Source organism: Pseudomonas sp. GB2N2 (genome assembly GCF_054897705.1).
The window spans coordinates 3306260-3319502 of record NZ_CM142701.1 but is presented as its reverse complement, the minus strand read 5'-3'; the positions used below and the strand labels follow the sequence as shown (position 1 = coordinate 3319502).

The 13243-nt window shown below is 58.6% G+C and carries 14 protein-coding genes; 10 read left to right on the top strand and 4 right to left on the bottom strand.

Annotation, left to right across the window (positions count from 1 at the left end):
- Positions 1–34 precede the first annotated feature (34 nt).
- The 5 genes from ACYZT4_RS15450 to ACYZT4_RS15430 all read left to right on the top strand — a co-directional run bounded on the left by ACYZT4_RS15450 (position 35) and on the right by ACYZT4_RS15430 (position 4020).
- Complete coding sequence (locus ACYZT4_RS15450; RefSeq protein WP_461980990.1) at positions 35–736, top strand: TetR/AcrR family transcriptional regulator; 702 nt, start codon at positions 35–37, stop codon at positions 734–736.
- 32 nt (positions 737–768) lie between these two features.
- Positions 769–1323, top strand: a complete 555-nt coding sequence (locus tag ACYZT4_RS15445; protein WP_461980988.1) for a hypothetical protein — start codon at positions 769–771, stop codon at positions 1321–1323.
- A gap of 63 nt (positions 1324–1386) precedes the next feature.
- Positions 1387–2637 (top strand): flavohemoglobin expression-modulating QEGLA motif protein, encoded by a 1251-nt coding sequence (locus ACYZT4_RS15440; RefSeq protein ID WP_461988694.1) that lies wholly within the window; start codon positions 1387–1389, stop codon positions 2635–2637.
- 145 nt (positions 2638–2782) lie between these two features.
- Positions 2783–3697 (top strand): alpha/beta hydrolase, encoded by a 915-nt coding sequence (locus tag ACYZT4_RS15435; RefSeq protein ID WP_461980986.1) that lies wholly within the window; start codon positions 2783–2785, stop codon positions 3695–3697.
- The gene (locus tag ACYZT4_RS15430) at positions 3694–4020 is read left to right on the top strand and encodes a hypothetical protein (RefSeq protein WP_461980984.1); all 327 of its coding nucleotides are present in this window, start codon (positions 3694–3696) and stop codon (positions 4018–4020) included. Before ACYZT4_RS15435 ends, ACYZT4_RS15430 begins: the two co-directional genes overlap by 4 nt.
- A gap of 89 nt (positions 4021–4109) precedes the next feature.
- On the opposite strand, the gene ACYZT4_RS15425 is transcribed toward ACYZT4_RS15430, so the two are convergent.
- From ACYZT4_RS15425 to ACYZT4_RS15410, 4 genes are all read right to left on the bottom strand, one after another.
- Positions 4110–5255, bottom strand: coding sequence for a transposase (locus ACYZT4_RS15425; RefSeq protein WP_461980982.1), 1146 nt, complete (start codon positions 5253–5255; stop codon positions 4110–4112).
- Between the two features lie 170 nt (positions 5256–5425).
- Positions 5426–6214: an OmpA family protein gene (locus ACYZT4_RS15420; protein WP_461980980.1), complete on the bottom strand. Its 789-nt coding sequence runs from the start codon at positions 6212–6214 to the stop codon at positions 5426–5428.
- Positions 6215–6270: 56 nt separating this feature from the next.
- Positions 6271–6696, bottom strand: a complete 426-nt coding sequence (locus ACYZT4_RS15415) for a DUF4398 domain-containing protein (RefSeq protein ID WP_461980978.1) — start codon at positions 6694–6696, stop codon at positions 6271–6273.
- 303 nt (positions 6697–6999) lie between these two features.
- Positions 7000–7344: a pilin assembly protein gene (locus tag ACYZT4_RS15410; protein ID WP_461980976.1), complete on the bottom strand. Its 345-nt coding sequence runs from the start codon at positions 7342–7344 to the stop codon at positions 7000–7002.
- Positions 7345–7545: 201 nt separating this feature from the next.
- On the opposite strand from ACYZT4_RS15410, the gene ppc reads away from it, so the two are divergent.
- The 5 genes from ppc to ACYZT4_RS15385 all read left to right on the top strand — a co-directional run bounded on the left by ppc (position 7546) and on the right by ACYZT4_RS15385 (position 13237).
- Positions 7546–10176, top strand: coding sequence for a phosphoenolpyruvate carboxylase (ppc, locus tag ACYZT4_RS15405; protein WP_461980974.1), 2631 nt, complete (start codon positions 7546–7548; stop codon positions 10174–10176).
- Between the two features lie 297 nt (positions 10177–10473).
- The gene (gene adk / locus ACYZT4_RS15400) at positions 10474–11121 is read left to right on the top strand and encodes an adenylate kinase (protein ID WP_461980972.1); all 648 of its coding nucleotides are present in this window, start codon (positions 10474–10476) and stop codon (positions 11119–11121) included.
- Positions 11122–11208: 87 nt separating this feature from the next.
- Positions 11209–11883 carry a tRNA (adenosine(37)-N6)-threonylcarbamoyltransferase complex dimerization subunit type 1 TsaB gene (tsaB, locus tag ACYZT4_RS15395; protein ID WP_461980970.1) on the top strand — a complete coding sequence of 225 codons (675 nt, stop codon included), beginning with the start codon at positions 11209–11211 and terminating at the stop codon, positions 11881–11883.
- A 188-nt stretch (positions 11884–12071) separates the two neighbouring features.
- The gene (locus ACYZT4_RS15390) at positions 12072–12377 is read left to right on the top strand and encodes a hypothetical protein (protein ID WP_461980968.1); all 306 of its coding nucleotides are present in this window, start codon (positions 12072–12074) and stop codon (positions 12375–12377) included.
- Entirely contained in the window at positions 12377–13237 is an 861-nt protein-coding gene (locus ACYZT4_RS15385) for a DUF72 domain-containing protein (RefSeq protein WP_461980966.1), read from the top strand. Before ACYZT4_RS15390 ends, ACYZT4_RS15385 begins: the two co-directional genes overlap by 1 nt.
- The last annotated feature ends 6 nt before the right edge of the window (positions 13238–13243 follow it).

Below are 13243 nucleotides of genomic sequence, written 5' to 3'. Positions count from 1 at the left end.
CGTCCGCTTTTACTTGCAGCTTGGAGCTCAAAACTTGCCGCTTCTTTCCTCCAGTATTGCCACTGCAGTCGCTGAAAGTGTTCAGTACCAGGGCCGCAAGGCCAGCCGCCAAGGCAGCGAGCAGCGTCGACAGGACATTCTCGATGCGGCCATGCGCATTGTCGTGCGCGATGGCGTGCGGGCCGTGCGCCACCGTGCGGTCGCGGCTGAAGCCAATGTGCCGCTGTCGGCCACTACTTATTATTTCAAGGACATCGATGACCTGCTCACCGATACCTTCGCCCAATACGTGGAGCGCAGCGCGGCGTTCATGGGCAAGTTGTGGGTGAACAACGAAGGCCTGCTGCGCGAGATGGTGGTCAGCGGCGACGGCAGTCCCGAGTCGCGCTCGCACCTGGCGGACGATATTGCGCGGTTGATGGCGGACTATGTCCATCGGCAATTGATCAACCGCCGCGAACATTTGATGGCCGAACAAGCGTTCCGTCAGGAAGCACTGCTCAACCCGCGCCTGGCAATATTAGTGCGCTCGCATCAGCAAATTCTCCTTCAAGGCTCGTGTCAGCTTTTCCAGGTGCTGGGTTCCCGCGAACCGCAACAGGATGCCAAAGTGTTGACGGCGATTATCGGACGGATGGAATATCAGGGCCTGCTCAACGACGCCAAGCCTGACGCCGAAGCCGAAATGCTCGGTATCCTGACCCGCTACATGCATCTGGTATTGGCGTCGGTGTAGGAAACTGATCGTGTGTCCAAAGGGAGTGTTGAATGAAAGCCTGGCGCGTCGCTGTGATCGCCTTGTCGTTCCTGCTGCTCAGTGGCTGTCTGGTGACCTTCAAGGAGCCGCTGGCCACAAGCGACCCCGCACCCAAGGGATTGCTCGGCAAATGGACCAGCACCAACGCCTGGGGCGAGCCGATGAACCTGGAACTGACGCGCATCGGCGACGATCGCTATCAGGCGGTCAGCTATTTCAAGGCGAGGCCCAAGGAACGTGAAGCCTATCGTTTCACCGTCTCGCACCACGGCAGCCGCTGGTACCTCTCGGCAAAAGTCCCGGCGCAGTTTGGCGGGCATTTCACCATTGCCGGTTTCGAACTCACCGACAAGCATGAACTGGTGGTCTATAACCTCGACCTCGAGCAGATCCACCAGGCCCTGGGGCAGAACGTCCTCAGCGGCGAAGGTTTCCAGACCGACGACGGTGACGGTGTGTTGATCAACACTCGCATGGACCAAGTCTTCGCCTACCTCGACGATCCGGCCAATTCCGATGTCTTCATCGAGGCCGTGCGTTATCAGCGCCCGGCCACAGCCAAATAAACCCCACACATAACGGTTTTTCTACAGGAGTTTCGGGTGGACGATTACCAGCAGACGATACGCATGTTGTCCGATCGCATTGTGCTGGCACAGACGCCGATTCGGGTCCTGGATGCGGTGAAGTGGGACGAGAATATCCGTAAGGGTTTCCTCAAGGCCAAGGGCAAGGAAATGCCGGCGGTGGACCGCGATTATTACTTGAACCGGCCGCTGTCCTTCGATTCCAGCAAAGTGAAACTGGAATTCCAGAACATCGAGCGTGACATCACCCGCCAGCTCGGCCAGTTCAACCCGGTCGGCCAGATCATGCGGCGCATGTGCAAGGAATACCGGATGGTGGTGCGCATGCTCGAAGCGCGCGGCACCGAGGATTTCGGCCTGATTTCCCAGGAGTTGTACGGTGCGGCGTCCGACGCGTTTCACGCCGGCGACCCGACCCTCTCCGACCTCGGCCTGATGCTCTCCGATTACCTCAACAACATTGATGGCCGTGGCGACCTGAAGGACGAGCCGAAAATCCTCACCGCCAAGGACGCGGTGAATCTGTTGCAAACGCGCTTGAGCAAAGTGTTTGGCGAGGCTGAAGAAACCATTCGGGTGTTCGAGTCCGACGGGATCGTCGCCGATGCGGCCGCCGGTGCCGACTACATCAAGATCCGCACCGATGCGATGTTCAACGAGCGTGATGTGCGTGCCCTCGAAGTTCACGAAGGGCTGGTGCATGTCGGCACCACGCTCAACGGTTTGAACCAGCCGATCTGCACCTTCCTGTCCAAAGGCCCGCCGTCGTCAACGGTGACCCAGGAAGGCTTGGCGATCCTGATGGAGATCATCACGTTTGCCTCCTACCCAAGTCGCCTGCGCAAGCTGACCAACCGCACCCGCGCCATTCACATGGTTGAGGAGGGCGCGGATTTCCTTCAGGTGTTCGAGTTTTTCCGCGAGCAGGGCTTCGAGATGGCGGAAAGCTACGGCAACGCCAGTCGGGTTTTCCGTGGCTCGGTGCCGAACGGTCTGCCATTTACCAAAGACTTGTCCTACCTCAAGGGCTTTATCATGGTTTACAACTACATTCAGTTGGCCGTGCGTAAAGGCAAACTTGAGCAAGTGCCGTTGCTGTTTTGTGGCAAGACCACGCTGGAAGACATGCGGACCTTGCGCCAATTGGTCGATGAAGGGTTGGTGGTGCCGCCGAAATATCTGCCGGAACAGTTTCGCGACATGAACGCACTGTCGGCGTGGATGTGCTTCTCCAACTTCTTGAACCACCTGAGCCTGGACCGGATCGAAGCGGATTACTCGAACATTTTGTAAACGACAAATTCCCCTGTGGGAGCGAGCCTGCTCGCGAAAGCGGCTTAACATTCGCCAGTGATGTTGCCTGAAACACCGCTTTCGCGAGCAGGCTCGCTCCCACATTGGGTTCGTGTTCCAACCCTGTTTCGCGAGGTTTCAACGGATGAGAATCCTCGGCATCCTCTGCCTTCTCCTGACCCTGAGCGGTTGCAGCTCGCTGCTGTTCTACCCCGAACCGGGTCAGCTATTCACCCCGGCAAAAGCCAAGCTCGAATTCCGCGACGTCACCCTCGTCACCGCCGACGGCCTCAAGCTGCATGGCTGGTGGCTGCCGGCGAAACATGGTGTCGAGGTCAAAGGCACGGTGCTGCACCTGCACGGCAACGGCGGCAATCTGCCGATGCATCTCGGTGGCAGTTGGTGGTTGCCGGAAGAGGGTTATCAGGTCCTGCTGATCGACTATCGCGGTTACGGTCTGTCCGAGGGCGAGCCGAGTTTGCCGGCGATCTATCAGGACATCGACGCGGCGTTCAAATGGCTGGATGAGGCACCCGAGGTCAAGGGCAAACCGCTGATCCTTCTCGGTCAAAGCCTCGGCGGTTCCATGGCTGTGCACTATCTGGTTCAGCATCCCGAACGCCAGAAGCAACTCAAGGCCTTCGTCCTCGACGGCGTGCCCGCCAGTTACCGCAGCGTCGGCCAGTTTGCGCTGAGTCATTCGTGGCTGTTATGGGCGTTCCAGGTGCCGCTGTCGTGGCTGGTGCCGGACGGTGATAGCGCGATCAACTCCATGGCGCAGCTCAACGGCGTGCCGAAACTGATCTACCACAGCATCGACGATCCGATCGTGCCCCTTTCCAACGGCATCCAGCTGTATCAAGCTGCGCCGCCGCCGCGCGTGCTGCAACTGACCCGAGGCGGTCATGTGCAGACCTTCGCCGATCCGGTGTGGCGCAAAGTGATGCTGCGTTATCTCGAAGACCCGCAGCATTTCAACGGCCTGCGCCGACTGGGTGAAATCCCCAATTACCCGGCCCCCCCGAATTCAGAAGATGAACCACCAGAGAGTCCGCAATGAGTGAAGAACGTAACGCCATCCCGCTGATCATCACCGGTATCTGCACCATCCTCGGCACCGTCGGGGCCCTGTGGTTCTACGGTTACCTGCACTTCGCCAAACCTGAAGATGCGCTGTTGCTCAGTGAGTTCACCCTGCTCAAAACCGTGCCGGGCGAAGACTACAAAGTCTCCCTGGAGCCGGCGGCCCAAGTGGCGCAGTGCATCGATGGCGTGCTGGTGATGTTTGATACCGAACAGAAAGGTTTGACCGGGGTGCTAGTCAACAACAAGAAGCAGGCGGTGCGTTGCATGGGGCAGGAAACACCGAAATTAGAGCAATGAATTAAGCCGAGTATTCCCCTTTTTCTTTTAACCTGGCTGCAGAAAAAAGGAAGGGGAATCGTTAGCGAGAATGACATTATCTTGTTTTGCTAATCGCAGGACGGCATTGGTTCATTGTTAAGGGCGATCGCTAATTCTGCATACTCTTCGGAGACGCGACAAACCTTGACGTCAGTTTTGCTTTGCGAATCTCTCAGAGTTTGTCCTGGCTGTAATGTTGGGTCATCAGTCGAAGGGGTACCGGGAGAGGCGTCGAGTTGGTAGTTACTTAAGGTCCCCGTCATGTCGGTAAATCTCACCCATACACCCCTTACGCGATTATCAGAGGGTGGAAACTGCCCGTACATATGATTGGCTTGCCTAAGTTCCAGTGCTATTTGCTTAGGCGAAGTGCTACGGTTAATTAAAATGAGTTTTGGCATGAGGGTAGATAATGAACCCGACCTAGCAAGCACATACCGACCGGTTCTTTCAGCTATGTTCATTTGCGAACTGCTCAGCCAGCCCGAGTACCAAAGATTATTGGCGGGATAGACTGCTGAGCCCCCAGATAAAGGGTCCCCCGAGTCGCCATTGGCTATTGCTGTGCAAGACACGGGGGCCCACACAGTATTTTGGTATGACTGACATTTTGTGTAAGTTTGTACATGGTTGTAACCCAGATTGTGCCCGAATTCGTGTTTGAATACATGGGCGCTACCAGGCTGCCCAAAAACTACGATTATATTTCCAGGCGTGTGTGCGATCGCGCCACCACCACAACTGATCACACTAATCAGGTAGTCAAAATTATTCGGATTGATTCCTTGCGCAATTGCTATTTTTTTTCCTTCCTCAAGTGCAAATGTTACCGGTTTATCTGGCCCGCCTTTGCATGAATCCGGTCGAGGAATTGATGTGCCTTCAATTACCTGGCCGGTCAGGTTGAGTTTTCCTTGGGAAGCTACGCTGATGTAGGTTTGTAAGGAGTCTTGGTCCGTGGAGAGTGTTTGCTTCTTGATTAATTGGTGGTTCAGTTCGTCTCCATCAGACCAGTGCACCACCATTACCAGAACAGTTTTAGTCCCCACCACTGGGCGCTCATTTATTCCTGGTATGGGCAGTGGAATGTCCGTGGGTAAGGCATCTCCCTGGTCGGAGGACCAATAAGAGTGTAACGAGGGTTTTTTGGTTGGGGCGCAACCTGCCAAAATTACCGCCGCACACAGTGTCGTGAAAATGATCCGCGCTCGCATGGTTATGCTCCTTGTGCCCGCGATTTGGGGTGGAGCTTGAGTGTTACCTGCCATGCATCAAGCTGCCCACTGTCAGAAATGACAGTAGCGACAGACGGTTGACGAGCGACTTCAGTTAAAAAGCCCCGCCTGATCAAATCAGGCAGGGCTTTTTTCGTTGCGTGAAGCTCTTAGTTCGAGCTAACCGCCGAACGCGGAATCACCGGCTGGTTGTCATTGGAAATAGTCACTTCCACCCGACGGTTCATCGCCCGGCCGGAAACGCTGCCGTTTTCAGCCACCGGGTATTCCTTGCCATAACCCTGGGCCACGATGCGAGCAGGATCGACGCCCATCTTCACCAGCGCGGTGCGCACGGAATCGGCGCGACGCTCGGAGAGCGACTGGTTGTGCGAAGCCGTACCGGTGGCGTCGGTGTAGCCTTCGACGATCACTTTCCGGTCCGGGTTTTCCTGAAGGAACTGCGCCAGTTTGTTGATGTTGACCAGGCCGCTGGATTTCAGGTCGGCACGGTCGGTAGCGAACAACACATCACCAAAGGTTACCAGCGTACCGCGATCGGTCTGCTTGGCGTTTAAACTGTCCTGAAGCTGCTTGATCTGCGCATCGCGGGCATCCAGTCGCGCTTGGGCACGTTGGGCTGCAGCGTTTTTCAGGTTGGCTTCAGCGGTGCGCAGGGCGATGGTTTGCTTCGCCACTTCAACCCGCTGATTGGTCAGGTAGGCCAGCTGATCAACCTCGTTCGCGTCGCGTTTGTCCTGATAAGCCTTGTCGGCCTTGTCCAGGTAATCGCTGGCGTCTTTGGTTTCCAGCGCCGCGACTTTGCTCGCTTGCGGGTTGGCTTGCAGGCCGCTGTAGTTGGTGCGGGCCTGTTCCAGGTTCTGGTTAGGCGGCGTCGAGCAGGCGGCCAATGCAACGCTTGCGGCCAGCAGGGCAGGGATCATCAATTGATTGCGCATGTGGGTATCGTCCTTTTAAGTCGAGTAAGTCGAGAAGAAATGCGTCGCAGCGGCGCTTATTGCACGGTGCGCTGGCTTTCCTGACGCAGTTCCTGAACCCCTTTCTGAGAGTCCTTCACCGCTTGTTCGGCTTTGATCGCCTGGGCTTTGCGTTCGGCTACGCGCGCGTCCCATTCAGCTTGCTCGGCGAGCACTTTGGCTTCGGCATACTGTTTATCGTGCATGGCAATTTCGGCTTGTTTGAGCTTGTCTTGGGCCGACTTCATCTCTACCGCTGCGAACTCGGTGCCGCCAGCGCTCACGGCGCTGTTCACGGCCGATTGAGTCACGGCGTATTGCTCGGTCGGCGGATTGCCGGCGCAACCGGCCAGCACGAAGCTGCTGCCGATGGCCAGGGCGGCCAGTTTCAGGCTGCGAAAGTGACTGGACGAGGACGTGAACGAGGACTTGGCAGTGCTGATCTTCATGGTCTTCAACTCCATTGGAATAACTCCTGAAAAACTAAAAAATCCATCCTGGGCAAGGAGCCGCAACCATTAATTTTCGAGGCGTTTTTGCAACGGCCGTCCCAGGCGTGGTTACTGGGTACGACCCGAGGCATTTTTTAAAAGTTCAGAGAAGATGGCCTGGCGCCGAAAAAACTTTGACCGAATGGACAAGGCTCTAAAGCGGGAACTTTGGCGGTGGGAGGCGGTATTTCAGCAGCGGAAACACCCGATATCGGAAGAGTACGCAAGCCAAATGTTGGAGCGAGCAGGCTCACTCCTACAAGTGCGATGCCAAATTCAGTGTTTCTGCTTGTCATCGACCGACGATAAATCATGCAAATGCCGACGTGACAATGCCAGGAAACGTGGGGTCGGGCCGACGTCTTCGTACAGCGGATCACCTTCTTCGTCGGTGGCCACCACGGTCGAGCCCTTCACGTACGGGAAGCTTTTTTCCAGCTCTTCCAGCGCCGCGCCGATCAACTCGCCGAGCAACTCTTCCGGATGCCGTTTCGGGTACATGTCGATGATCGCCGCCAGTCGCGCGGCTGCTTCGACATCCAGATGAATCTTGTAGCCGGTGTCCGTCAGGCGCCCCTTGGCGTTTTCTTCCCAATGCTGGGCCAGTTCGCGGATTTTCATAAAAACCTCGTAACGCTCCTGCTTGTAGCAGGCAAGTGAGTGTCCGGTCAGCGCCGGAGAAAGCCGTTGTACGGCTCACTCTTCAGACTAGCTCGAACGCACAAGGTTTAAAGTCCCTTCGTCGTCTGCTTGTAAGAAGCGCTTCACAGCGGCACTCTCTATGGAAAAAGCACCCCCGGATTTTTCGCTGGAGAACGGCTGATGACCGATATTGATGCACGCTTGCGCGAGGACGTTCACCTGTTGGGTGAGCTGTTGGGCAACACCATTCGTGAACAGTACGGGGACGGTTTTCTCGACAAGATCGAGCAGATCCGCAAAGGCGCGAAAGCCGACCGGCGCGGTTCGATGGACGCCGAGCTGAGCGCCAGCCTCAACCAGTTGACCGAAGACGAGTTGCTGCCGGTCGCGCGGGCGTTCAACCAGTTTCTCAACCTGGCGAATATCGCCGAGCAATATCAGCTGATTCATCGCCGCGAAGAATCGCAACCTGCGCCGTTTGAAACGCGAGTGTTGCCGGAGTTGCTGGCGCGTCTTCTCGCCGCCGGCCATGGCGCTGAAGCGTTGGCCCGGCAGTTGGGACGGCTGGAAATTGACCTGGTTCTGACCGCGCACCCGACCGAAGTCGCGCGCCGCACCCTGATTCAGAAATACGATGCCATCGCTGCACAACTGGCCGCCCAGGATCACCGCGACCTGACCAGCGCCGAGCGCGAACAGATTCAAGCGAAGTTGCAGCGCCTGATCGCCGAAGCCTGGCACACCGAGGAAATCCGCCGCACCCGCCCGACGCCGGTGGACGAAGCCAAGTGGGGTTTCGCGGTGATCGAGCATTCGCTGTGGCAGGCGATCCCGAATTATTTGCGCAAGGCCGACAAAGCCCTGCACGACGCCACTGGCCTGCACTTGGCGCTGGAGGCCGCGCCGATTCGCTTTGCCTCGTGGATGGGCGGCGACCGTGACGGCAATCCCAACGTCACTGCTGCCGTGACCCGTGAGGTGTTACTGCTGGCGCGCTGGATGGCGGCGGATTTGTTCGTGCGTGATGTCGATCACCTCGCCGCCGAGCTGTCGATGCAGCAAGCCAGCGACGCGCTGAAAGCCAAGGCCGGCGACAGCGCCGAACCTTATCGCGCGGTCCTCAAACAATTGCGTGAACGTCTGCGCGCCACCCGTAGCTGGGCGCAGGCCGCCTTGACGAGCACGACCCCGGCGCCCGCCGAGGTCTTGCAAAACAACCGCGACCTGCTCGATCCGCTGGAGCTGTGCTACCAGTCGCTGCATGAATGCGGCATGGGCGTGATCGCCGATGGCCCGTTGCTCGATTGCCTGCGTCGGGCGGTGACGTTCGGCCTGTTCCTGGTGCGTCTCGACGTGCGGCAGGATTCGTCGCGCCACTCGGCGGCGATGACCGAAATCACCGATTACCTGGGCCTCGGTCGCTACGAAGACTGGAGCGAAGAGGAGCGCATCGCGTTCCTGATGCGTGAACTGAACAACCGTCGGCCGTTGCTGCCGGCGTACTTCAAACCCTCCGCCGACACCGCCGAAGTGTTGGCGACGTGCCGGGAAATCGCGGCCGCGCCGGGCGCCTCGCTTGGCTCTTACGTGATCTCCATGGCCGGCGCCGCGTCCGACGTGCTCGCCGTGCAACTACTGCTCAAAGAGTCTGGCGTGTTGCGGCCAATGCGCGTGGTGCCGCTGTTCGAAACCCTTGCCGACCTCGACAACGCTGGTCCGGTGATCGAGAAATTGCTGTTGCTGCCGGGTTATCGCGCGCGCCTGCAAGGCCCGCAGGAAGTGATGATCGGCTACTCCGACTCGGCCAAGGATGCCGGCACCACGGCGGCAGCCTGGGCGCAGTATCGGGCGCAGGAACGCCTGGTCGATATTTGCCGAGAGCAGCAAGTGGAACTGCTGTTGTTCCACGGTCGCGGTGGCACCGTTGGCCGTGGCGGCGGACCGGCGCACGCGGCGATTCTGTCGCAGCCGCCGGGTTCGGTGGCGGGGCGCTTCCGCACCACCGAACAAGGCGAAATGATTCGTTTCAAATTCGGCCTGCCAGACATCGCCGAGCAAAACCTCAATCTTTATCTAGCCGCGGTGCTGGAAGCGACCTTGCTGCCCCCGCCACCACCGGAACCCGCCTGGCGCCATTTGATGGACGAATTGGCAGCAGACGGTGTCAGCGCTTACCGCGCCGTGGTGCGCGAGAATCCGCAATTCGTCGAGTACTTCCGCCAGTCCACCCCGGAACAGGAACTTGGACGCCTGCCGCTGGGCAGCCGTCCGGCCAAGCGTCGCGCCGGCGGGATCGAGAGCTTGCGGGCAATTCCATGGATTTTCGGCTGGACCCAGACACGCTTGATGCTGCCGGCCTGGCTTGGCTGGGAAGCGGCACTGAGCAAGGCGCTGGAGCGTGGCGAGGGCGAGTTGCTGGGACAGATGCGCGAACAGTGGCCATTCTTCCGCACGCGCATCGACATGCTGGAAATGGTATTGGCCAAGGCCGATGCCGACATCGCCCTTTCCTACGATGAGCGGCTGGTCGAGCCGGATTTGTTGCCTTTGGGTGCGCATTTACGCGACCTATTGTCGCAGGCCTGTGCGGTGGTCCTGGGGTTGACTGGTCAGTCGCAGCTACTGGCACATAGCCCAGACACCCTCGAATTCATCCGCCTGCGCAACACCTACCTCGATCCGCTTCATCTATTGCAGGCCGAGTTGCTCGCACGTTCCCGGCAACAGGAAGTGGCACAGGGCAGCCCGGTAGAACAGGCGTTGCTGGTGTCTGTGGCGGGGATTGCCGCCGGTTTGCGAAATACCGGCTAAGGTTTTCGCTGTGGGGTCAGGCACCTGGCGAGTCCGTCCGGTGCCTGTTGGGGCGAGCGTCAGATGTCTGTCAGGCGGCAGTTAATGACGGGGTTAATGACGGGGTTGCGACTTGGTGTACCCCGTCGAAAGGTCACACACGTTGCGGGTTTCTCCGACTTTCGGCGGCTTGTGCGCGTAGGAGCTGCTGTGTATCTTGATCAGCCTTTGGCCGTTTGGGCGGTCACGACCCTGTTTTGAGATTGGCCCCACGAGGCGAATCCGTTGTTATCTATATAAAAATTGAGGAGCACATCGATGCGCGTCATTCTGCTGGGAGCTCCCGGGGCCGGTAAAGGTACTCAGGCAAAGTTCATCACCGAAAAGTTCGGCATCCCGCAAATCTCCACCGGCGACATGCTGCGTGCTGCGGTCAAGGCCGGCACCGAGCTGGGCCTGGTTGCCAAGAGCGTCATGGACAGCGGTGGTCTGGTATCCGATGACCTGATCATTAATCTGGTCAAGGAACGCATCAGCCAAGCGGATTGTGCCAACGGTTTCCTGTTCGACGGTTTCCCGCGCACCATTCCTCAGGCCGAAGCGCTGGTGAAGGCCGGCGTCCAGCTAGATCACGTGGTCGAAATCGACGTCAAGGACGAAGACATCGTCCAGCGTATCGCCGGTCGTCGCGTGCATGAGGCTTCCGGTCGTGTGTACCACATCGTCTACAACCCGCCGAAAGTTGCCGGCAAAGACGACATCACCGGTGAAGAGCTGGTGCAGCGCAAAGACGACACCGAAGAAACCGTGCGTCACCGTCTCTCGGTCTACCACGCTCAAACCGAGCCACTGGTGAAGTTCTACCAGGAGCTGTCCGCCGCTGAGGGCAAACCGAAGTACGCCCACATTGAAGGTGTCGGCTCGGTTGAAGCGATCACCGGCAAGGTGCTCGAAGCGCTGAAATGACAGACGCTTGATCGTCTACGGCCCGCTTGCGGGCCGTAGTTGTTTATACTGGCGCACTTTTTCTGACCCTCTCTTACGGACACATCGATGAGCACCTTGCTGGCCCTGGACACCGCGACTGAAGCTTGCTCCGTTGCCTTGCTGCATGAAGGCAAAGTCACGAGCCATTACGAGGTGATTCCGCGCCTGCATGCGCAGAAACTGTTGCCGATGATCCAGCAATTGCTCGCCGATGCCGGGACCACCCTGCAAGCGGTGGATGCCATCGCGTTTGGTCGTGGGCCGGGCGCGTTCACTGGCGTGCGCATTGCCATTGGCGTGGTGCAGGGCCTGGCGTTTGCGCTGGAACGCCCGGTGCTGCCGGTGTCGAACCTCGCGGTGCTGGCGCAACGGGCGTATCGCGAGCATGGCGTCAGTCAGGTCGCGGCGGCTATCGATGCGCGCATGGATGAGGTGTATTGGGGTTGCTATCGCGAAACGGCGGGGGAGATGCGCCTGGTCGGCAACGAAGCTGTGTTGCCACCGGAAGCCGTCGCGTTGCCGGCCGATGCCCGCGGTGATTGGTTTGGAGCGGGCACCGGTTGGGGGTATGGCGAGCGCATTGCCGTCAAACTGAGCGGTCAGGATGCGGGCATGCTGCCTCATGCCGAGGACCTGCTGACGCTGGCGCGGTTTGCCTGGGAGCGCGGTGAAGGCATTGTCGCGGATGAGGCGCAGCCGGTTTATTTGCGGGATAAAGTGGCGACGCCTAAGGCGCGCTAACTCACTCGACCGAGTTGGTCCCATCGCTGGCTTGCCAGCGATGGCGTCCTCCCAGCCACCGCCAATCGTCGTTTTATACCCGGCGCTTTTAAACCTTTTCGCTTTTCTGTGTTCTAGTTATCACTCGGCGGTTTGCGAAGTGGCTCAGGTGCCACTAGACTGCCATCATCGATACCGAGCATGAACTTATGCGTATAGACGGCCTTTCCTCACAGTCCTACCCCATCAAGCGCAAGCCTCGCAAAGAGTCTGTGGTTGAGGACGACTACGTCGATATCGACGGCGAACTTGAATTCCCTACCGAAGAGCAAATGGCTGCCCGCGCTGCCAAAGCCTCGGCGCAACGTCTGAGCAATCTGCCAGCGCGCCAACAAGACATGATTTACCACCGCGCCATGAGCAAAAGCGTGGCGATGGCTTTGGCCAGCTATCTCAGCACCGCCGGTTTTGTCGATTGGGATGCGGACGTATTGGGCCTAGACCTGTACATCTGATGCGGCTGCCTTACTACCTTGGCTGCCCGTCCTGGAGTGAAAACGCCTGGCGCGATTACCTCTATCCGCAAGACGCAAAAACTTCCGATTTTCTGAAACTCTATTCACACGTATTCAACGCCGTGGAGGGCAACACGACCTTCTACGCGAGCCCTGCTGCCAGCACCGTGCAGCGTTGGGCCGAAACCATGCCCGCCGATTTTCGCTTCACTGCCAAGTTCCCCGGCGACATCAGCCACGGTGGCGACCTGCGCGAACAATTGACCGCCACCGACACTTTCCTGCAATTGCTCAGCCCGTTAGGCGAGCGGGTGTCGCCGCTGTGGCTGCAATTGTCGAAGAGTTTCACGCCGCAACGCTTGCACGAACTGGCGGGTTTTATTGACGCTGTGGACCGGCCCATGGCGATTGAAGTGCGGCATGATGCTTTCTTCGCCAAGGGTGAAGCCGAGCGTTCGCTCAATCGACTGCTGCGGGATCGCGGCGTCGAACGCATCTGCCTTGATCCGCGTGCGTTGTTCAGTTGCACGTCCACTGAACCTTCGGTGCTTCACGCCCAAGCCAAGAAGCCCAGAGTCCCGCCCCGCCCGACGGCCTTCACGCAATGCCCGCAAGTGCGCTTCATTGGCCATCCGCAACTGCAAGCCAACGACCCGTTTCTTGTGCCTTGGGTCGAGAAAATCGCCGTGTGGATCGAAGAAGGCCGCACGCCCTATATCTTTCTGCACACCGCCGACAACTTGCTGGCGGCAAAACTCGCGCAACGTTTTCACGCACAACTGATGCTGCGTTTGCCTGGCCTGCCGCCGCTGCCTGAGCTATACAGAGAACCCGCCGCGGAGCAACTTGGTTTGCTCTGAGGCGGA

Bases quoted from the DNA above. Each gene is read 5' to 3' on its own strand.
- ACYZT4_RS15445 (WP_461980988.1), top strand. From the start codon at position 769: ATGAAAGCCTGGCGCGTCGCTGTGATCGCCTTGTCGTTCCTGCTGCTC.
- ACYZT4_RS15440 (WP_461988694.1), top strand. From the start codon at position 1,387: ATGTTGTCCGATCGCATTGTGCTGGCACAGACGCCGATTCGGGTCCTG.
- ACYZT4_RS15435 (WP_461980986.1), top strand. From the start codon at position 2,783: ATGAGAATCCTCGGCATCCTCTGCCTTCTCCTGACCCTGAGCGGTTGC.
- ACYZT4_RS15430 (WP_461980984.1), top strand. From the start codon at position 3,694: ATGAGTGAAGAACGTAACGCCATCCCGCTGATCATCACCGGTATCTGC.
- ACYZT4_RS15425 (WP_461980982.1), bottom strand. From the start codon at position 5,255: ATGCGAGCGCGGATCATTTTCACGACACTGTGTGCGGCGGTAATTTTG.
- ACYZT4_RS15420 (WP_461980980.1), bottom strand. From the start codon at position 6,214: ATGCGCAATCAATTGATGATCCCTGCCCTGCTGGCCGCAAGCGTTGCA.
- ACYZT4_RS15415 (WP_461980978.1), bottom strand. From the start codon at position 6,696: ATGGAGTTGAAGACCATGAAGATCAGCACTGCCAAGTCCTCGTTCACG.
- ACYZT4_RS15410 (WP_461980976.1), bottom strand. From the start codon at position 7,344: ATGAAAATCCGCGAACTGGCCCAGCATTGGGAAGAAAACGCCAAGGGG.
- ppc (WP_461980974.1), top strand. From the start codon at position 7,546: ATGACCGATATTGATGCACGCTTGCGCGAGGACGTTCACCTGTTGGGT.
- adk (WP_461980972.1), top strand. From the start codon at position 10,474: ATGCGCGTCATTCTGCTGGGAGCTCCCGGGGCCGGTAAAGGTACTCAG.
- tsaB (WP_461980970.1), top strand. From the start codon at position 11,209: ATGAGCACCTTGCTGGCCCTGGACACCGCGACTGAAGCTTGCTCCGTT.
- ACYZT4_RS15390 (WP_461980968.1), top strand. From the start codon at position 12,072: ATGCGTATAGACGGCCTTTCCTCACAGTCCTACCCCATCAAGCGCAAG.
- ACYZT4_RS15385 (WP_461980966.1), top strand. From the start codon at position 12,377: ATGCGGCTGCCTTACTACCTTGGCTGCCCGTCCTGGAGTGAAAACGCC.